At 71.9% G+C, this 20,709-nt stretch carries 11 protein-coding genes and 1 pseudogene; 4 read left to right on the top strand and 8 right to left on the bottom strand.

The window, feature by feature from the left end; all coding sequences use genetic code 11:
* Positions 1-1,983: pseudogene (locus ACQKIP_RS16580) on the bottom strand (ATP-dependent helicase); the annotation flags it as partial.
* Positions 1,984-2,052: 69 nt separating this feature from the next.
* Here ACQKIP_RS16580 and ACQKIP_RS16575 point away from each other — a divergent pair.
* Positions 2,053-2,307 carry a glutaredoxin domain-containing protein gene (locus tag ACQKIP_RS16575; RefSeq protein WP_365860514.1) on the top strand — a complete coding sequence of 85 codons (255 nt, stop codon included), beginning with the start codon at positions 2,053-2,055 and terminating at the stop codon, positions 2,305-2,307.
* Between the two features lie 86 nt (positions 2,308-2,393).
* Here ACQKIP_RS16575 and nudC read toward each other — a convergent pair whose 3' ends face one another.
* The 6 genes from nudC to ACQKIP_RS16545 all read right to left on the bottom strand — a co-directional run bounded on the left by nudC (position 2,394) and on the right by ACQKIP_RS16545 (position 13,755).
* Entirely contained in the window at positions 2,394-3,341 is a 948-nt protein-coding gene (nudC, locus tag ACQKIP_RS16570) for an NAD(+) diphosphatase (protein ID WP_365860513.1), read from the bottom strand.
* A gap of 59 nt (positions 3,342-3,400) precedes the next feature.
* Complete coding sequence (locus ACQKIP_RS16565; protein ID WP_365860512.1) at positions 3,401-4,822, bottom strand: dipeptidase; 1,422 nt, start codon at positions 4,820-4,822, stop codon at positions 3,401-3,403.
* Positions 4,823-4,832: 10 nt separating this feature from the next.
* A complete protein-coding gene (locus tag ACQKIP_RS16560; RefSeq protein WP_365860511.1) occupies positions 4,833-8,405 on the bottom strand; it encodes an ATP-dependent DNA helicase in 3,573 nt (1,190 codons plus the stop codon).
* A 96-nt stretch (positions 8,406-8,501) separates the two neighbouring features.
* Positions 8,502-9,200, bottom strand: a complete 699-nt coding sequence (locus tag ACQKIP_RS16555) for a hypothetical protein (protein WP_365860510.1) — start codon at positions 9,198-9,200, stop codon at positions 8,502-8,504.
* Between the two features lie 167 nt (positions 9,201-9,367).
* A complete protein-coding gene (locus ACQKIP_RS16550) occupies positions 9,368-12,826 on the bottom strand; it encodes a UvrD-helicase domain-containing protein (RefSeq protein WP_365860762.1) in 3,459 nt (1,152 codons plus the stop codon).
* 455 nt (positions 12,827-13,281) lie between these two features.
* Entirely contained in the window at positions 13,282-13,755 is a 474-nt protein-coding gene (locus ACQKIP_RS16545; RefSeq protein WP_427743280.1) for an MGMT family protein, read from the bottom strand.
* A gap of 200 nt (positions 13,756-13,955) precedes the next feature.
* Between ACQKIP_RS16545 and ACQKIP_RS16540 the strand changes: the two genes are divergently transcribed.
* The 3 genes from ACQKIP_RS16540 to ACQKIP_RS16530 all read left to right on the top strand — a co-directional run bounded on the left by ACQKIP_RS16540 (position 13,956) and on the right by ACQKIP_RS16530 (position 20,200).
* Positions 13,956-16,856 (top strand): lysylphosphatidylglycerol synthase transmembrane domain-containing protein, encoded by a 2,901-nt coding sequence (locus ACQKIP_RS16540; protein ID WP_365860509.1) that lies wholly within the window; start codon positions 13,956-13,958, stop codon positions 16,854-16,856.
* An 85-nt stretch (positions 16,857-16,941) separates the two neighbouring features.
* Positions 16,942-18,495 (top strand): alpha/beta hydrolase, encoded by a 1,554-nt coding sequence (locus tag ACQKIP_RS16535; protein WP_365860508.1) that lies wholly within the window; start codon positions 16,942-16,944, stop codon positions 18,493-18,495.
* 142 nt (positions 18,496-18,637) lie between these two features.
* Positions 18,638-20,200, top strand: coding sequence for an alpha/beta hydrolase (locus ACQKIP_RS16530; protein ID WP_365860507.1), 1,563 nt, complete (start codon positions 18,638-18,640; stop codon positions 20,198-20,200).
* Between the two features lie 142 nt (positions 20,201-20,342).
* Here ACQKIP_RS16530 and ACQKIP_RS16525 read toward each other — a convergent pair.
* Positions 20,343-20,709: rhodanese-like domain-containing protein (locus ACQKIP_RS16525; RefSeq protein WP_427743277.1), on the bottom strand; the 367-nt coding region annotated here is incomplete at its 5' end.

The raw sequence follows: 20,709 nt of genomic DNA, 5'->3' as shown, positions 1-20,709 counted from the left end.
ACCCTGCACCGGGCCGGGGACTTGCTCGTGCGCCTGCGGCCCCCGGGCCCGCCGCTCTCCTCGCCGCCGCTGCCGAACCCGCGCTCGATGCCGCCGGGCCCGCCGCCCGCGGCGCGCGCCCCGGCGCCGGCCCCCGAGCCGGGGCGCAGCCCGTCCAGGAAGCGGCTGGGGCGGCGTCCCGCGCGACCGCCCGGAGAGCGGGAGAGCGCCCAGGAGAGGGAGAGCCGCAGACGGGCCCGGGTGATCCCCACGTACAGGAGGCGGCGCTCCTCCTCGACCTGCTCGTCGGTCTTGGCGTACGTGATCGGCATCATGCCCTCGGCGAGGCCGACCAGGAAGACGGCGTCCCACTCCAGGCCCTTGGCGGCGTGCAGCGAAGCGAGGGTGACGCCCTCGACGGTCGGGGCGTGCTGGGCGCCTGCGCGCTCGTCGAGCTCCGCCACGAGGTCGGCGAGCGTCGCTTCGGGCTTGGCGCGCTCGAAGTCCTCCGCGAGCCGCACCAGGGCCGCCAGGGACTCCCAGCGGTCACGGGCGGCGCCGGAGCCGGCCGGCGGCTGTGTCGTCCAGCCCTTCGTGGAGAGGACGGCACGCACCTGCGAGGGCAGGTCCACGACGTCGTCCAGGAGGGAGTCGTTGCCCCCGAAGCGGGCCGCGCCGCGCAGGGCCGCGCCCGCCTCCCGGACCTCGGTGCGCTCGAAGAACCGCTCGGCGCCGCGCAGCTGGTAGGGCACACCGGCGTCGGCGAGCGCCTGTTCGTAGATCTCGGACTGGGAGTTCGTACGGAAGAGGACCGCGATCTCGCTGGCCGGGACGCCGTCGGCGATGAGGGCCCGGATGCGGCGGGCGGCGCCTTCGGCCTCGGCGGGCTCGTCCGCGTACTCCGTGTAGACCGGTTCGGCGCCGGCGTCGCGCTGGGAGATCAGTTCGAGGCGGTGGTCGGCGGCGCGTCCGCGGGCCTGGGAGAGCAGGCCGTTGGCGAGGTGGACGACCTGGGGCGTGGAGCGGTAGTCCCGAACGAGCTTGACGACCGTCGCGCCGGGGTGGCGGGTGCGGAAGTTCAGCAGGTGGTCGGGGGTCGCGCCGGTGAAGGAGTAGATCGTCTGGCTGGCGTCGCCGACGACGCAGAGGCTGTCGCGGTCGCCGAGCCACAGCTCCAGGAGGCGCTGCTGGAGCGGGCTGACGTCCTGGTATTCGTCGACCACGAAGTGCTGGTACTGGGCGCGGACCTGGTCGGCGATGTCATGGCGGTCCTGGAGGATGCCGACGGCCAGGAGCAGGACGTCCTCGAAGTCGATGACGGAGCGGTCGCGCTTGAGGTCTTCGTACGCGCCGTAGATCTGGGCGATCTCCGCCGCGTCCCTGGGGATCAGGCGGCCCGACTTCGCGGCGGCGGCCGCATAGTCGGCGGGGACGGTCTGGGTGACCTTGGACCATTCGATCTCGCTCGTCACGTCGCGCAGTTCATTGCGGTCCAGGCGGATGCGGGAGGCGGCGGCCGCGTCCGCGACGAGTTTGATCTTGCGGTCGACGATCCTCGGCAGCTGGCCACCGACTGCTTTCGGCCAGAAGAACTGGAGCTGGCGCAGGGCCGCGGAGTGGAACGTGCGCGCCTGGACTCCGGAGGCGCCGAGCTGGCGCAGGCGGCCGCGCATCTCGCCCGCCGCGCGGTTGGTGAACGTGACGGCGAGCACGCTGGCGGGCTGGAGGATCCCGGCGCGCACCCCATAGGCGATCCGGTGCGTGATCGCCCGTGTCTTGCCCGTCCCGGCGCCCGCCAGGACGCACACCGGCCCGTGCAGGGCGGTGGCCACCTCGCGCTGCTCGGGGTCCAGCCCGGCGAGCACCGCGTCGGCAGAGTCCGGAACCTGCGGGAAGAGGGTGGAGTGCGTTGCTGCTGTCACCCCGCCATGCTGCCAGGTCGCCCGAGGCGCGTGAGCCGGGTTGTCCACAGGGAGGCCCGTGCAGTCGTACTAATGCGGGAATGGTGGCCGCATCACATACGTTCTGGTCATTGCGATGACGCACCCCGAGCAACAAAGGAGCGCGAGACACATGCCGGGCACTGTGACGATGTACAGCACCACGTGGTGCGGCTACTGCCGCCGGCTCAAGAGCCAGATGGACCGCGAGGGCATCACGTACAACGAGATCAACATTGAGCACGACCCGGATTCCGCGGCTTTTGTGGAGAAGGCGAACGGCGGGAACCAGACGGTTCCGACCTTGCTGGTCATCTCCGACGCGGGCACCGAGTCCGTGATGACGAACCCGAGCCTCGCCCAGGTGAAGCAGGCCATCGCCGCCTGAGTCTCCCGCTCCGCGCAGAAGACCCCCGCACCTCACGGTGCGGGGGTCTTCTCGCGTACGCGCGCGTGACGGCGCGCGGCGGGAACTCAGCCGACGCTGCCCGGCTTCGGCAGCGGCTTTCCGTACCAGAGTTCGATCAGCCGGGCCGCGATCGAGATCCCGTAGGGCGGCAGAACCTCCCCGGATTCGAACGCCGCCCGCAGGTCCTCCCGGGAGAACCAGCGAGCCTCCTCGATCTCCTCGCCGTCGACGTTGATCTCCGAAGAGGTCGCCGACGCCATGAAGCCCAGCATGAGGCTGGAGGGGAACGGCCAGGGCTGGCTGGCGACGTACTCGACGGCGCCGACCGTCACGCCGGCCTCCTCCCAGACCTCGCGGCGCACGGACTGCTCGATGGACTCGCCGGGCTCGACGAAGCCCGCGAGGGTCGAGAAGCGGCCCTCGGGCCAGTGCACCTGGCGGCCGAGCAGGATGCGGTCCTCGTCGTCCGTGACCGCCATGATCACTGCCGGGTCCGTACGCGGGTAGTGCTCGGCGCCGCACGCCTGGCAGCGGCGGATGTGACCGGCCGCCGCGATGACGGTGCGCTCGCCGCAGCGCGAGCAGAAGCGGTGCAGGCGCTGCCAGTTCTCCAGGGCCACGGCGTGCACCATCAGGCCCGCGTCACGGGGCGACAGGAGGAGGCCCGCCTCGCGCAGGCCCGCGGGGCGCGCCTGCTGGTCCATGCGGCCGGGCAGGGAGTCCTTCTGCAGCGCGAAGTAGCTGACGCCGTCGTCGTCCGTGCCCAGGAAGTAGCGGTGGGCCTCGGTGAGGGGCGCTTCGAAGGTCGGCGTCATCACCAGTTCGGTGGTGCCTTCGGGCGTCTCGTCGATGAGTGCCTGGCCGCCGGAGACCACGAAGACCCGTGTCGTGGGGTGGCTCCAGGCGGCGGCGAGCCAGGCCTCGTCGAGGCGGTGGTGGGCTGCGCGATCGATGCCGCTCGGTGCGGTGAGCGAGACGGGACGGTCAGCGGTGCGGTCGGTCCAGGTGGTCACAGGTGCTTCCAACTCCCCCGATGGAATGGGTGGTTCAGCAAGGCTCGGCAGGGCGGTGTTCAGTGTGCGTCGCGCCAGTGCTCGGCGAGATCGCCCCACAGGTAGGCCGTCGTCTCGACTCCCTTGAGGAGCAGGTCGAGCTCGACCTTCTCGTTCGGTGCGTGCCAGCCGTCGGACGGCACGGAGATGCCCAGGAAGAGCACGGGGGCGGAGAGTACGTCCTGGAGATCGGCCGCCGGTCCCGAACCGCCCTCGCGGGTGAAGCGGATCGGCTGCTCGAAGGCCTTGCCCATCGCCCGTACGACGGACTGGAGGGCGGGGTGGTCGAGCGGCGTCAGGCACGGGCGGGTGGCGGCACCGAAGGTGATCGTGTGGCTGATTCCGTTCGGCAGCTGCTCGCCGACCCAGGTACGGACGGCCTCTTCGACGCGGTCCGGGTCCTGGCCCGCGACAAGCCGGAAGGAGAGCTTCAGGAAGGCCGACGACGGGACGATCGTCTTGCCGCCCGGTCCTTGGTAGCCGCCTCCGATGCCGTTGACCTCGGCGGTGGGGCGGGCCCAGATGCGCTCCAGGGTGGTGTGGCCCGCTTCTCCGTAGGTCGCGTGCGACTTGGCCGTGCGCAGCCAGCTCTCCTCGTCGAAGGGCAGCTCGGCGAAGAGTTCGCGCTCCTGGTCGGTGAGTTCGGTTATGCCTTCGTAGAAGCCCGGAACGGCCACGCGCGCGTGCTCGTCGTGCAGCGCGGCGACGAGGCGGGCGGCGGCGGTCGCCGGGTTCGGGACGGCGCCGCCGAAGGAACCGGAGTGGATGTCCTGGTCGGGTCCGCGCAGCTCGATCTCGCAGTCGGCGAGGCCGCGCATGCCGGTGCAGACCGTGGGGGTGTCCTCCGCCCACATGCCGGTGTCCGAGACGATCACCGCGTCCGCCGCGATGCGCTCCCTGTGCTCCTCGATCAGCGCGCGGAAGTGCGGGGAGCCCGACTCCTCCTCGCCCTCGACCAGCAGCTTCAGGTTCACCGCCGGGGCGCTGCGGCCGGTGGCGGCGAGGTGGGCGCGGACGCCGAGTGTGTGGAAGAACACCTGGCCCTTGTCGTCGGCGGCACCGCGCGCGTAGAGGCGGTTGCCCTGGACGACGGGCTCGAAGGGTTCGGTGTGCCAGCCGTCCTCGCGGGCCGCGGGCTGCACGTCGTGGTGGCCGTAGACGAGGACCGTGGGGGCCTGCGGGTCGCCGGAAGGCCACTCGGCGAAGACGGCGGGGGCGCCCGGCGTCTCCCACACCTCGACGGTCGGGAAGCCGGTCCCCTTGAGCCGGGCCGCGAGCCAGTCCGCGCTGCGCCGTACGTCGTCCGCGTGGTCCGGCTGCGCCGACACGGACGGGATGCGCAGCCACTCGGCGAGATCGTCGAGGAATTCGGCACGGTGGGTCTGGATGAACGTACGGACGGCGCTGCCGCCACTGACGTCGCTGTCAACGGACTGGCTCATGGTCACGAGCCTAGCCGCCCCCGGGAGCCGCTTCGTCCGGTGGTTCGTCAGCCGGCTGCCCGCCCGGTTCCTCCAGGAGGATCCGCTCCAGTTCGGCCCGGCCCGGCAGGTGCGCGGGGCGCGAGGTCTCGCCGCTGCGCACGTACAGGAACGAGGCCTTCACGGACTCCGGGGGCACGTCGTGCAGCTCGGCCCAGGCCAGGCGGTAGACGGCGAGCTGGAGAGGGTCGGCGGTGCGGTTGCGGCTGGTCTTCCAGTCGACGATCTCGTACGTCACGTCGTCGCCGTCGACCTCCTTGTAGACCGCGTCGATCCGCCCGCGGATCACGCGGCCGGCGAGCGTCAGCTGGAAGGGCACCTCGACGCGATGGGGGGCGCGGTGGGCGTACTCGGTGCGTTCGAAGGCTTCCTTGAGGGCTTCCAGATCGCGTTCGTCGGCGATCTCGGCCTCGCCGGGGCCGCCGCCCGGCAGGTCCTCGGGGGCCAGCAGCGGGAGGCGCAGCTCTTCGAAGCGGGTCTCGATCCAGGCGTGGAAGCGGGTGCCCCGGCGGGCCGCGGGCTGCGGCGGGCGCGGCATGGGGCGCGCGAGCTCCTGCGCGAAGCCCTCCGGGTCGGCGGCCATGTGCAGCACCTCGGACGCGGTGAGAGAGGGCGGCACGGGAATGTCCCTGATCGCCTCTCGGGCGCGCAGGAGTTCGCCGGTGAGGGCGTCCAGGTCGCGGTCCCAGGAGGCGAGCGTGCGGGCCTCTTCCGGGGTGAGGCGGGCCTCCTCGGGGGCGAGGGGGGCGTCCTCGGGGGCCGGCTCCGGGACGGGCCCGGCAGCGGGGTCGGCGGGGTGCGGGCGGGCGGTCACGGAGGGCGGGGCGGCGGCCTGGTGCGGGATCGCCGGACGGGCCGATGTCCAGGAGTCCCACTCCCCGGGGTCGGCATCGGGCGGCTCGGCCTCTCCGTAGGGCGGCTCTTCGTCCTCCGGAGGGGGCGGCCAGTCCGGGTCCTCGGACGGCGGCACGTCGTCGTACGCCGACGGGTGGGGCTCTTCGTGCGAGCGGGCGGCGCCCTGCGCTCCCCGGTCCGTCTCCCCCGTCAGGCCGTCCAGATGCGTGAGGACCGTCTGCGCGGCGGCCCGGCGGCGGGCCAGGGCCATGTCGTCCAGGGGCAGCGGCCACGCGTGCTCGGCGGCGGCCTCCGCGAGGGCGGGGTTCTCCTCGTCCTCCTCCGGTTCGTCGGCCCAGGCCTCGATCTCCCCGTGACCGAGGGCGCAGTGGTCGTACAGCGCTTGCAGGAAGTCCGACGGGCCGCGCGGCTTCTTCTGCGAGGGCCCCCACCAGTGGCCGGAGCCCAGGAGCAGCGAGCGGGGGCGGGTGAAGGTCACATAGCCGAGGCGCAGCTCCTCGGTGCGCTGGTGCTCCTTCATGTCTTCGTGGAACGCCTTCATGGACCGGGAGTCCCACGCCTCGATGTCGGGCAGGGTCGAGGCGTCCCCGCGCAGCGCGTGCGGCACGACCTTGCCCTGCGCCGTCCACTTCTCGCGGCCCTGGGTGCTCGGGAACGTCCCGGTGACGAGGCCGGGGACGGCCACGACGTCCCACTCCAGGCCCTTGGACTTGTGGGCCGTGAGCACCTTGACCGTGTTCTCGCCGCCGGGCAGAGCGTTGTCCAGGCCCTTCTCGTACTGCGCGGCCGTCCGCAGGAAGGCGAGGAAGGCAAGGAGGCTCGCCCCGCCGTCGTTCGCGGCGAAGGACGCGGCGACGTCCAGGAAGTTCGAGAGCGTCTCGCGGCGGCGGGCCGCCAGGGCGTGCGGCGACGCGGACAGCTCGACCTCGAGGCCCGTGACGGCGAGCACGCGGTGCAGCACGTCCATCAGGGGGTCGGCAAGGGAGCGGCGCAGATCGCGCAGTTCGGCGGCGAGCCGGGCGAACCGCACCCTCGCCTCGGGCGAGAAGGGCAGCCCGTCGTCCTGCGTGTCCTCGTCGAGGGGCGTCTCCAGGAAGGTGTCGAGCGCGTCCGCGAGCGATATCACCTCGGCGGGATCGACCCCCTCGACGGCTTCGGCGAGCCGCCGGTCCGGGTCGTCCGGGGTCGCGTGCCCGTGCCGTACGAGAAGGCGTGCGCGGCGGCCGAGGAGGGCGAGGTCGCGCGGGCCGATGCGCCAGCGCGGGCCGGTAAGCAGGCGCACCAGGGAGGCGTTCGCTCCGGGGTCCTGGAGCACCTCGCAGACGGCGACCAGGTCGGCGACCTCCGGGAGGTGCAGGAGCCCGGCGAGGCCGACGACCTCCACGGGGACGTCGCGGGCGACAAGGGCGCCCTGGATCTGTGCGAAGTCCGTGGCCGTGCGGCACAGGACCGCGATCTCGCCGGGGGCCTTTCCGGTGCGCACGAGGTGCGCGACGGAATCGGCGAGCCAGGCGATCTCCTCGGTGTGCGTGCGCAGCAGGGCGCAGCGCACCATGCCGTCGCGCTCGGCGCCGGGCGCGGGCCGCAGGGCCTCCACGCCAGCGTGCATCGCGCGCAGCGGCTCCGCGAGGCCGTTCGCGAGGTCGAGGAGGCGGCCGCCGCTGCGGCGGTTCTCGCTGAGCGCGTGGCGGGCCGCGGGGCGCCCGTCGGCGTACGCGAAGTGCTCGGGGAAGTCGTCGAGGTTCGCCACCGAGGCCCCTCGCCAGCCGTAGATCGCCTGGCAGGGGTCGCCGACCGCCGTCACCGGGTGGCCCGTGCCCCCTCCGAAGAGGCCCGCCAGGAGGATGCGCTGGGCGACCGACGTGTCTTGGTACTCGTCGAGCAGGACGACGCGGAACTCCTCGCGCAGGATCTCGCCGACCTCCGCGCGGGTGCGGGCCAGCGTCGCGGAGAGGGCGATCTGGTCGCCGAAGTCCAGGAGGTCGCGGGAGCGCTTCGCCTCCCTGTAGCGGCCGACGAGCTCGGCCAGTTCGAGCCGGGCCGCCGCCGTGTCCGGCACCTTGCGCAGGTCGGCGTTGGAGAGCTTGGCGCCCTCCAGGGCGTGCAGCAGCTCGGTGTCGTACGCGCGGAGCTTCTCGGGCCGTACGAGATGTTCCGCGAGCTCGCCGTCGAGTGCGAGGAGGTCACTGACGAGGTCGGGGAAGGAACGCGTGAGCGCGGGATACGGGCCCGGCGCCTCGCGCAGGACGCGCGCGGCGAGCTGGAAGCGGGTGGCGTCCGCGAGCAGCCGGGTGGTGGGTTCGAGTCCTATGCGCAGCCCGTGGTCGGTCAGGAGGCGGCCCGCGAAGGCGTGGTACGTGGAGATGACCGGCTCGCCCGGCGGGTGGTCCGGGTCGAGCGCCTCGGGGTCGGTGACCCCGGCCTTGACCAACGCCTGGCGCACCCGCTCGGCCAGCTCGCCCGCCGCCTTGTTCGTGAACGTCAGGCCGAGGACCTGCTCGGGGGCGACCTGGCCGGTGCCGACCAGCCAGACCACGCGGGCGGCCATCACCGTCGTCTTGCCCGACCCGGCTCCGGCCACGATCACCTGCGGGGCGGGCGGCGCGGTGATGCAGGCCGTCTGCTCCGGGGTGAACGGGATGCCGAGGAGCTCTTTGAGCTGCTCGGGATCGGTGATACGAGGTGCCACGTCAGAGAGGCTAGCGGCGGCCACTGACAATCGGGGCGTACCCGGCTTCCAGTGACCGCCGCGGCTCAGGGCGTCAGGACGTCGGAGGTTCCGGCGTCAGGACTTCATGAGCTCTTCGAGGTCCACGATGTCGTCCGGCGCCGGGGCCTTGATCGCGACCGACTTGCCGTAGTCGGAGAAGTACATCGTGCCCGGGTCCGACTTGTCCTTCGTGACGACCTTGAGGAAGTACGGCTTGCCCTCGGCCGCTACGTAGAAGGTCGTCTTCTTGCCCGACTCGCTCTTCGTGAGCACGGCCGTCTTCTTGCCGTCGACGTCGGCGTCGTCCTCACGCTTGAGCTTCTTGAGGTCCTTGGACTGGAACATGGCGTCCGCGTCGCAGACGCCCGCGCCCTGGCCGTTCGGCGTCTTCACCCACTTGTCCTCGAAGCGCGAGGTCTGGCCGCCGCTGCCGCCCATGGCGTTCTTCCAGTAGGCCGCGTCGCCCTTCATGTACTGGTTCTCGCCGGACACCAGGAACTCGGCGGTGCCGCCCGCCCCGCCGTCCATCTTCCCCTCGCAGTCACCGGACTTGGCGACGGAGAAGTCGACCTTGATCGGCTTGCCTTCCTGCTTGCCCTCGCCGGTCACCTTGAAGGAGCCCGCGCCCTTGGACGCGTCGGCCGCCTTCTTGGCGATCTTGTCGGCGCTCATCCCCTCGAAGGGGTCCTTCTCCTCACTGGAGCACCCCGTGATGCCGACGAAGGCGGCGGCACAGGCGACTGCCGCGACCATGAGCTTCCGGTTGGCTGCCATGTCTGTATCTCCTCGGGAAGGTGCACGATCGGAGGGTTCGCTGGTGCACAAATCAGCTTTACCGAGACTTTAGATGGCCTGTGAGGCTGCTATGAACGCGAGCGCCGTGACGTGAGGTTGGCCACCAACCGCACTGGTGCCGCCCCTGTCACTCGGCGACCCGCCGCTCACTCCACCACCTGCCTGCCTTCCGGCCTCGCGCTGCACGAGGCGCGGAAGGCGCAGTGCGTGCAGTGCTGGCCCGTGGTGGGCGAGAAGCGTTCGTCGAGGACCTTGCCTGCCGCGGTGGCCAGGAGGTCGCCCACCCACTCACCGGCGAGCGGCTCCTGGGCCTGCACCTTGGGGAGGGCCTCGCCGCCGTCCTTCTTGGCGGCGCCCTGGCGCAGCTGGACGAGTTCCGCGCCGCCCGCCTGCGGACGTACGCCTTCGAAGGCGTCGTCGACCGCGCCCTCCCGCAGTGCGAGCTGGTAGACCGCGAGCTGCGGGTGGCGGGCCACTTCCGCGGCGGTGGGGGTCTGCTTGCCGGTCTTGAAGTCGACCACGTAGGCGCGGCCTTGCGCGTCCTGCTCGACGCGGTCCATGGAGCCGCGCACGCGTACTTCGTAGGGGCCCGCTTCTAGTGTCACGTCGAAGTCGTGCTCGCTGCTGACGGGGGTGCGGGTCGCGCGGTCCATCACATGCCACTGGAGGAAGCGTTCGAGCGCCACGCGCGCGTGCTCCTTCTCCTGCGACGACTTCCAGGGCGCGTCGAAGGCCAGCGCGTCCCAGACCGAGTCGAGGCGCTCCATGAGGACGGCCAGGTCAGCGGGTGTCCTGCCGGAGGCGACCTCGTCGGCCAGGACGTGCACCACGTTGCCGAAGCCCTGGGCGGCGGTCGAGGGAGCGTCCGCCTTCACTTCCCTGCCCAGGAACCATTGCAGGGAGCAGGTGTTGGCGAGCTGGTCCAGGGCGCTGCCGGAGAGGACGACGGGCTTGTCGCGGTCCCTCAGGGGGACTTCGCTCGCCGTCGGCTCGTACATGCCCCACCAGCGGTACGGGTGCGCGGACGGCACCAGGGGGCGCCCGTCGGCGTCGCTCAGCGCGGCGAGCTTGGCCAGGCGGTGGGCCGCGGCCTCGCGCAAGGGCTCAGAGACCCGCGGGTCGACGGTGGTGGAGCGCAGCTCGGCGACGAGCGCGGATACGGACAGGGGGCGGCGCGGGCGGCCCGTGACGTCCTTGGGCTCCACGCCGAGTTCGGCGAGGAAACGGGAAGGCTGGTCGCCGTCGTCCGCGGGCGCCTTGACGGCGGTGACGACAAGGCGTTCACGCGCGCGCGTGGCGGCCACGTAGAACAACCGGCGCTCTTCGGAGAGGAGCGCTCCGGGGGTGAGGGGCTCGGCGAGGCCGTCGCTTCCGATGCGGTCTGCCTCCAGGAGGGAGCCGCGGCGGCGCAGGTCGGGCCAGAGGCCTTCCTGTACCCCGGCGACCACCACGAGCCGCCACTCCAGGCCCTTGGAGCGGTGCGCCGTCATCAGGCGCACGGCGTCGGGGCGTACGGCCCTGCGGTTGAGGGTGTCCGCGGCGATGTCCTGCGCCTCGGTCTCCTCCAGGAAGTTGAGCGCGCCGCGGCCGCCGGTCCGCTCCTCCGCGCGGGAGGCGTACGCGAACAGGGCGCAGACCGCGTCGAGATCGCGGTCCGCGTTGCGCCCCGCCGCGCCGCCGCGGCGTGCGGTCCGCTCCAGGCGGCGCGGCCACGGTGTGCCGTCCCACAGCTCCCAGAGCGCCTCCTCCGCGGTGCCGCCGCCCGCGAGACGTTCCCGGGCCTTGCGAAGCAGCGCGCCGAGCCGCTGGGCGCCGCGGGCGTACGCGGGATCATGCGCGACGAGCCGCTCCGGTTCGGCGAGAGCTCTGGCCAGCAGTTCGTCGGACGGCGGCGGCAGGTGATTCCCCGCGGCCCGCTCCTCCGCGCGCAGGGCCCGCCCGAGCCGCCGGAGGTCGGCGGCGTCCATGCCGGCGAGGGGGGACGCAAGGAGGTCGAGAGCAGTCTCGGTGTCGAGCCACGCGGGGGCCACGGCAGCGGGGCCGCTGTCGTGCGGGCCGGGGTCAGCCGAGGGCTCGGGCGCGGGATCGACGCCGGGGCCGGGAACTGCTTCGGACTCGGGGTCGCCGCCCGCAGGGTCACGGTCGGCTTGCGGATCAGGCTCGGACTCGGCACCGTCGCCCGCGGGATCGCGGTCGGCTCGGGGATCAGGCTCGGGCTCGGCCTCGAGCCCGGTCCCTCCCGCAGGCGGGGACACCAGTGACGTGGCCACCGCCCGCAGCGCCGTCAGCAGCGGTGTCACCGCCGGCTCGTGGCGCAGGGCGATGTCGTCGCCGTCTATGTCGAGGGGGACGCCCGCCGCGGTGAGGCTGCGGCGGAACGCCGGGATCGTGTGGGCTCCCGCGCGGACCAGGACCGCCATCTCGCCCCAGGGGACGCCGTCCTCCAGGTGCGCGCGGCGCAGGATGTCCGCGATGTTGTCCAGCTCGGCGCCGGACGTGGGGTACGTGAACGCCTCGACGCGGCCGCCGTCGCGTACGGCGGAAAGCTCCCGGTGGGCCCGTCCCTTCTCCGCGGGGAGCCTGGTCAGCGGCATGCGCCGGGTGAGCAGGCGCGTGGCGGCGAGGAGACCGGAGCCCGACCTGCGGGACGTGGTCAGGACCTCGACCGGCGCCTCCGTGCCGTCCGCGCGCGGGAAGCGGGAAGGGAACTCCAGGATGCCGTTCACGTCGGCGCCCCGGAAGGTGTAGATCGACTGGTCCGGGTCGCCGAACGCGACAAGGGAGCGCCCGCCGCCCGCGAGGGCGTGCAGCAGCCGCACCTGCGCCGGATCGGTGTCCTGGTACTCGTCCACGAACACCGCGTCGTACTGCGCGCCGAGCGCACGCGCGACCTCAGGGCGCCGCGCGAGCAGCACCGCGCGGTGCACCAGTTCCGCGTAGTCGAGCACTCCCTGCATGTCGAGCACGTCCAGGTACTCCGCGAGGAACGCCGCCGCGGCGCCCCAGTCCGGGCGCCCCGCACGCCGGGCGAAGGCGTCCAGGGCGTCGGGGCCCAGGCCCAGCTCACGGCTGCGGGCGAGCACCGCGCGCACCTCGTCGGCGAAGCCCCGCGTCGTCAGGCAGGCCCGCAGCTCGTCCGGCCAGCGGACCCGGGAACGCCCCTCCCCCGCCAGGTCGATCTGGCCCGCGAGCAGCTCCCGTACGGCCACGTCCTGCTCGGGACCCGAGAGGAGCCGCAGCGGCTCGACGAACAGGTCGGCGTCCTGGTGGGCGCGGATGAGGGCGTAACAGAAGGAGTGGAACGTCGTCGCCTGCGGTGCGTTGGCCGCGCCTATGCGCAGCGCCATGCGGTCGCGCAGTTCCACGGCGGCCTTGCGGCTGAAGGTGAGGACGAGGACCCGCTCCGGCTCCGTGCCCTTCGCGATCCGCGCGGCGACGGACTCCACGAGGGTCGTCGTCTTGCCCGTGCCGGGCCCCGCCAGGACGAGCAGGGGCCCTCCGGGGTGGTCAACCACGGCACGCTGCCGTGCGTCAAGACGAGGGGGATCCACATGCACCGGCGGAGTGCGCACCAGCCGATAGGCACCCCGGGCCCCCTGTCGCACCTGGGGGTGCGACGGGTGCCGGGTGTGCCGGGCGGAAGAAGTGGAGCTCACGTGGGTCGCCGGTCCTGGTGGGTGTACGGGGTGAAAAACGGCTGCGCGCTGGCTACGGATGACACGCGCGGTGTGAAACGGGGTGAGGTGCGGGAGTGCGGTACGAGGCGGGATACGGGGTGAGGTGCGGGGTGGGAAAAATGCGTGCTGTCGACGCTACGCCAGCGGGCGTGCGGGACGTGCGGCTTCCCTCCCACGAGCCGACCGGTGTACGGGACGCGCGGCTTCCCCCGTACGAGCCGACCAGTGTGCGGGACGTGCGGCTTCCCTCCCGCGAACCAGCCGACGCGCGGGGCCTCCGGCTTCCCCCGTACGGGCCAGCCCGTGTGCGGGACGTAAGGGACGGACGGCATCCCCCGTACGGGCCACCGGCTCCCCGCGACGCCGCGCGATGCCCGAAGCTGTCAGGTGTGAGCCCCCGGAGCCTGCCGGAGAGCGGCACCGCCGCTTCCCGCCGCGTCACGACGAGCCACGTCGGCACGAGCCGCGCCGCCGCCGGCCGCCGCGCCGCCGCCCTCGGGCGCACCGGCGCCGTCCCAGCGCGCCCGTCGCATGTCCAGACGCGGCACATGGCCCTCGGCCGCACGGCTCGCCTCGCGCAGCGGCGTGCCCTCCGCGCGGTAGTGGCCGAGCGCCCGCAGTTCGTGGCCCGGCAGCAGCCGGCCGTCCGCGCGGACCACGCGCCACCACGGGACCGCGTCTCCGTAGAGGGCCATCACCCGGCCGACCTGCCGGGGGCCGCCCTCCTCGAGCCACTCCGCGACGTCCCCGTACGTCATCACCCGCCCCGGAGGGATCAGCTCCGCGACCTCGAAAACCCGCTCGGCGTACTCCGGGTACGTCGAGAGCCCCTGCTCCGCTCCGCTCTCCTCGCTCATCCGGTCCATCCTGCCGTACGCCACCGACACAGTGACCGGCCCGCGACAGACTGTGCGGTACGAGACAAACTGGTGCTCGGTGAACACTTTGCGACCCCGCATTGCACCCTGATGCCCCCCTCTGTCGGTGGGACATGCCACCATCGTGCGGGCGGTGACTGGTGATACGAGATCAAGAAGAGGCGACGGAGCAGCAGGATGTGTACCCCGATGAGACGGCGGGCACCCCTGCGGCCGAGGCGCACCCGGACACCGGTGGGCACTCCCTGACGAAGCACGAGAAGTTCGAGAAGCCCGGCAGGGCCACGAAGTCCGACGAGGACGAGAAGCCCGGCAGCAACGAGGACGGGCAGAGCGGGACCGGCCCGACCGGTGCCGAGCACGACGCACACGACGCCTCCGTGCACGACGCCCCCGCCCCGGCCACCACCGCCCCCGAGACGGCCTGCGCCGAAAGCGAGGGCGAGGGCGAGGGCGAAGGAGCGCACACCGACCGCGTCGCCGGTGACGAACCGCTGCTCGCCGCGCGCGTGCACCGCCCCTCGGACCTGATGCGGCTGCTCGTGGGCATCCTCGGGATCGTCGTCGTCCTCGCCATCGCCGCGTTCGCGCACGGCACGACGTCGGGGCTTGCCCAGGACATCGACAAGGGCACGGACCAGGCTCCCGACCTCCTGATCAAGTTCGCGGGCCTCACCGCGAGCATCGGCGTCCTGCTCGTCCCCGTCGCGTTCGCCATCGAGCGTCTGGTCAAACGGGACGGGCTGCGCATCGCCGACGGCGTCCTGGCGGCCGTTCTCGCGCACGGCGTGACGCTCGCCACCGACCTCTGGGTCGCCAAGGCCGCCCCGGACTCCATCCAGGAGGCGCTGACCAGGCCGTCTCCCGGCGATCTGCACGCGCTCACCGATCCCGTGCACGGCTATCTGGCGCCGGTCATCGCGTACATGACAGCCGTCGGGATGTCCCGCAGACCGCGCTGGCGCGTGGTGCTGTGGGTGGTGCTGCTGCTCGACGCCTTCACCATGCTGGTCACCGGCTACACGACGCCGTTCTCGATCATCCTGACGGTCCTGCTCGGCTGGAGCGTGGCCTACGGAACGCTCTACGCGGTCGGCTCGCCCAACGTCCGCCCCACCGGCCAGACGCTGCTCGCAGGCCTGCGGCACGTCGGCTTCCACCCGGTGAGCGCGGCCCGCGAGGACGCCCCCGACAGCGAGCACGGCGACCGCGGCCGCCGCTACTTCGTCACCCTCGAGGACGGCCCGCCCCTGGACGTCACGGTCATCGACCGCGAACAGCAGGCGCAGGGCTTCTTCTACCGCGTGTGGCGCAGACTCACCCTGCGCGGCATCACCCAGCGCCGCAGCCTTCAGTCGCTGCGCCAGGCCCTGGAGCAGGAGGCACTCCTCGCCTACGCGGCCATCGCGGCCGGGGCCAACGCACCGAAGCTGATCGCCACCTCCGAGCTCGGCCCCGACGCGGTGATGCTCGTCTACGAACACACGGGCGGCCGGACCCTGGACTCCCTGCCCGACGACGTCATCACCGATGAACTGCTGTGCGATACCTGGCGGCAGGTGCAGGCGCTCCAGTCGCGGCGGATCGCGCACCGCAGGCTCGCCGGTGACGCGATCTTGGTGGATCGTTCCGGCACGGTGATCCTGACCGACCTGCGCGGCGGCGAGATCGCCGCGGGCGACCTGGTCCTGCGGATGGACGTCGCCCAGCTCCTGACCGCCTTCGGGCTGCGCGTGGGCGCCGAGCGCGCGGTCGCCACGGCCCTCGACGTGCTCGGCCCCGACACGGTCGCCGACTGTCTCCCGCTGCTCCAGCCCATCGCCCTGACCCGCTCGACCCGCGGAACCCTGCGCAAGCTGGCCAGGGAGCGGTCGCAGCGCGAGCGCGAGGCGGTCCTGGAGGCGTCCCGCAACGACAAGCTGGCCCGCGCGGCAGAGGCGGAGGCCAGCGCGGCGGCACAGGCGGCGGAGACGGCCGACGGCGCCAAGGGCCCGGACCGCAAGACCGTACGCGCGGAGAAGCAGGCCGAGAAGCAGGCCATAGACGTAGCGCTCGAACAGGCCCGCGAGGAGGATCTGCTCACCCAGATCCGCCACCAGGTGCTGCTCATCAGGCCGCAGGCGCCCGTCGAGCCCGCCCAGCTCGAGCGGATCAGGCCGCGCACGCTGATCAGCTTCATCGCCGGTGCCATCGGCGCGTACTTCCTGCTCTCGCAGCTCACCCACGTCGACTTCAACACGATCGTCGCCGAGGCCGAATGGGGCTGGGTCGCCGTGGCCGTGGCCTGTTCGGCGCTGAGCTACTTCGCGGCGGCGATGAGCCTGCTCGGCTTCGTGCCGGAGCGTGTGCCGTTCCTGCGGGCGGTGCAGGCCCAGGTGGCCGGGTCGTTCGTGAAGATCGTGGCCCCGGCCGCGGTGGGCGGCGTCGCGCTCAACACGCGCTTCCTTCAGCGCTCCGGAGTGCGCTCCGGCCTCGCGGTGGCGAGCGTCGGCGCCTCGCAGCTGTTCGGGCTCGGCTCGCACATCATGCTGCTGATGATCTTCGGTTATGTGACCGGTACGGAGAAGACGCCGTCCCTGTCGCCGTCCCGCACCGTCATCGCCGGCCTCCTCTCCGTCGCGGTGCTCGTGCTCGTGGTGACCGCGATCCCCTTCCTGCGGAAGTTCGTCGTCACGCGCGTGCGCTCGCTCTTCGCGGGCGTCGTGCCGCGCATGCTCGACGTGCTCCAGCGCCCGCAGAAGCTGCTCACCGGCATCGGCGGCATGCTGCTCCTGACGCTCATGTTCGTGCTCTGTCTCGACGCTTCGGTACGGGCCTTCAGCACGACGGAGATGAAGCCGCTGACCCTGGCCAGCGTCGCCGTGGTCTTCCTGGCGGGCAACGCGCTCGGCTCGGCGGCGCCCACCCCCGGCGGTATCGGGGCGGTCGAGGCGACGCTCACCCTCGGACTGGTCGCCGTGGGTGTGCCCAAGGACGTGGCCGCACCCGCCGTACTCCTGTTCCGTCTCCTCACGCTGTGGATGCCGGTGCTTCCGGGCTGGCTGTTCTTCAACCACCTGACAAGGAAGGGCCTTCTCTGAAGAGGAAGGGCCTTCTTTAGAGAAGGATTCACGGAAGGGCGAGCAAGCCGTGCGCCCCGTCTGCGCCCGCCGCAGGATGGGAAGCATGCCCAACCACAAGGCGCGTGCCGCCGCCACCGTTGTCCTGCTGTCTGCGTCCCTCGCGGCCTGCGGCGGTGACGGCTCCAAGGACCCCAAGGACTCCAAGGACTCGGACCTGTCGGCGCAGGAGCTCAGCTGGAAGGACTGCCCCGCACCCGATGCCGCCGAAGGCGGCGGCGAGGCCCCGTCCCCGCTGCCCGGCGGCGCCGCATGGCAGTGCGCCACCATGAAGGCCCCCCTCGACTGGGACAAGCCCAAGGGGGACACCCTGGACATCGCCCTGATCCGCGCCGGGGCGAGCGGCAAGGAGGACCAGCGGATCGGATCGCTCGTCTTCAACTTCGGCGGCCCCGGCGGCTCGGGCATCACCACGCTGCCCGCCTTCGGACAGGACTACGCCAAGCTGCGTACCCGCTACGACCTGGTGAGCTTCGACCCCCGTGGCGTCGGCCGCAGCGCGGGAGTGGAGTGCGAGGACGACGAAGAGCTCGACGCGTACTTCCAGGAGGACTCCACGCCCGACGACGAAGCCGAGCGGAAGAAGCTCGTCGAGAACGTGAAGGGCTTCAACGGAGCCTGCGAGAAGAACTCCGGCAAGGTGCTCCCCCACGTACGCACCACCGACGCGGCCCGCGACATGGACCTGATGCGCCAGGTGCTCGGCGATGACAAGCTGCACTACTTCGGCATCTCCTACGGCACGGAACTCGGCGGCGTCTACGCGCACTTGTTCCCCAAGAAGGTGGGCCGTGCCGTCTTCGACGCGGTCGTCGACCCCACCGAAACGGGCGAACAGGGTTCGCTGGGCCAGGCCAAGGGCTTCCAGCTCGCGCTCGACAACTACGCCGAGGACTGCACGTCGAAGATCGAGGACTGCCCGGTCGGCGACACCGAGCAGGACGTCAAGAACAAGATCGCGGGGCTGCTGAAGAAGCTGGACTCCAAGCCGCTGCCGGCCGACGGCTCGCGCAAACTGACGCAGACCGCCGCCACGAACGGCATCGCGCAGGCGCTGTACTCCCAGGACTTCTGGCCGTACCTCACCGAGGGACTCGACCAGGCGTACGACGGCGACGGCAAGCTCCTCATGACGCTCTCCGACTCCATGAACGGCCGCAACGAGGACGGCACGTACAGCAACTTGCAGGCCGCCAACATCTCCGTCAACTGCGCGGACGACAAGGCGCGCTACACGCCGGAGTACGTCGAGAAGAAGCTCCCCGAATTCCGTGCGGCGTCACCGCTGTTCGGCGACTACCTGGCGTGGGGCATGGTCGGCTGCACCGACTGGGCGGTGGACGGCGCCGCCCAGCACCCGGACGTCAGCGCACCGGGAGCGCCGCCCATCGTCGTGATCGGCAACACGGGTGACCCCGCCACGCCGTACGAGGGCGCGAAGAAGATGGCGCAAGCGCTCGGCAAGGGCGTCGGCGTCGAGCTGACGTACAAGGGCCAGGGGCACGGCGCGTACGACAGCAAGAACAAGTGCGTGCGCAACGCGGTCAACGGCTATCTCCTGGACGGTACCGTGCCCAAGGAGGGCACCGTCTGCTCCTGACGCGACGAGGCCGCGCGACCCCCTGAAGCCGCCCACCGAAGCCGCCCCCGCAGGAAGCCGCCCCCCGGAGCCACTGTCGGTGACCCCACTTAGGATGGCTTGACCGTCTTCCGACGCTGTCTTCCTAGGGGGGAAGCGCTCCATGCCGCGTCTCGTACGGCCAGCTGCTCTGGCCGCCGCAGCAATACTGATGGCGGGGCTCTCCGCCGGCTGCGGCGGCTCCGGCGGGGACAAGGACGACGCGAAGCCCGCGCCGACCGGTCCCGAGCAGTCGCCGAGACCCGACCCCTCCTCGACCCTGCCCGCCTCGCTCACGAGCCAGAAGCTCGACTGGGGCGGCTGCAAGGCGGTCGGCGAAGATCCCGCGCCCGGCCCCGAGTGGCAGTGCTCGACCCTCAAAGTCCCCCTGGACTACGAGAAGCCGGACGGCGAGACGATCGACGTCGCCCTGATCCGCACCAGGTCCACGGGCAAGGGCGAGCGCATCGGTTCGCTCCTGTTCAACTTCGGCGGGCCCGGCGGCTCCGGCGTCTCCATGCTGCCGGGCTTCGCCGACATGTACGACTCGCTGCGCGGCCGGTACGACCTGGTGAGCTTCGACCCGCGCGGGGTCGGCGGCAGCGAGGGCGTGCGCTGCCGCAGCGACAAGGAGACCGCGGCCGCGGAGAAGTCCGTCGACATGACTCCCGACACCCCGGCCGAGGAAGCGGCGTACTTCAAGGACGCGGCCGACTTCGGCGCGGGCTGCGCGCGCGACGCGGGCAAGCTCCTGCGCCATGTCTCGACGGTCGAGGCCGCGCAGGACATGGACGTGATGCGCCAGGTGCTCGGCGACAAGAAGCTGCACTACATGGGCGTTTCGTACGGCACCGAACTGGGCGGCACGTACGCCCACTTGTTCCCGAAGAAGGTCGGGCGCCTCACCCTGGACGCCGTCGTCGACCCGTCCGCGGACTCGCTGGGCCACGCCAAGAACCAGACGCGGGGCTTCCAGCGCGCCCTGGAGAACTACCTGAAGTCCTCGGGCCAGGACCCCGAGGCGGGCTCGCAGAAGATCGTGCGCCTCCTCAAGCGCCTCGACTCCGAGCCGCTGCCCGCATCGGGCGGCCGGAAGCTCACGCAGTCCCTGGCGACCACCGGCATCACGGTCACGCTGTACAGCAAGGACAGCTGGCCCGCCCTGACCAGCGGCCTCGAACAGGCCGAGAAGGGCGACGGATCGGAGCTGCTCCGGCTGGCCGACGCGTACAACGAACGCTCCCCGTCCGGCCGTTACAGCACCGCGAGCCACTCGCAGCGCTCCATAGGCTGTCTCGACGCCAAGGACCGGACGACGCCCGCGCAGGCGAAGGCGCGGCTCGGCGAGTTCCGGGAGATATCGCCGGTCTTCGGCGAGTTCATGGGCTGGGACACGGCGGGCTGGTGCCATCAGTGGCCGGTGGCCGGGCTGCACGACTCCCCCGACGTGAGCGCTCCGGGCGCGGCCCCGATCCTGGTCGTCGGCAACACCGGAGACCCGGCGACGCCCTACGAAGGCGCCCGCAAGATGGCGGACGAACTGGGCAAGGGCGTCGGCGTCCAGCTGACCTGGAAGGGCGAGGGCCACGGGGCGTACGGCAGCGGCAGCGACTGCGTCGACGACACGGTCAATGCCTACCTCCTGAACGGCAAGGCACCACAGGACGGCAAGGTCTGCGAGACGTGAGAGGGCCAGGAAGTTTCAGCCCGTCCGGCGTTTGAGGACGAGCCGTCAAGGCGACGCATTGAGCCCGTCCCAGAACGATCCGCACAAGAAATGGGGGCCCGCACCTCTCGGCGCGGGCCCCCATTCCGTTCAGGCACTACGCCTAGTAGACCGGCTTCTCGGGCTCGATCTGGTTGACCCAGCCGATCACGCCGCCGCCCACGTGCACCGCGTCGCTGAAGCCCGCGGACTTCAGCACGGCGAGGACCTCCGCGGACCGGACACCCGTCTTGCAGTGCAAGACGATCTTCTTGTCCTGCGGAAGGCTCTCCAGGGCGGTGCCCATCAGGAACTCGTTCTTCGGGATCAGCTTGGCGCCGGGGATCGAGACGATCTCCCACTCGTTCTGCTCGCGCACGTCGATGATCTCGATCTTCTCGTCCCCGTCGATCCACTCCTTGAGCTGCTTGGGAGTGATCGTCGAGCCGAGCGCCGCCTCCTGGGCCTCCTCGGACACGACGCCGCAGAAG

The organism is Streptomyces sp. NPDC059900 (assembly GCF_050270335.1).
GTDB lineage: Bacteria > Actinomycetota > Actinomycetes > Streptomycetales > Streptomycetaceae > Streptomyces.
This window is presented reverse-complemented; position numbering and strand designations above follow the sequence as displayed.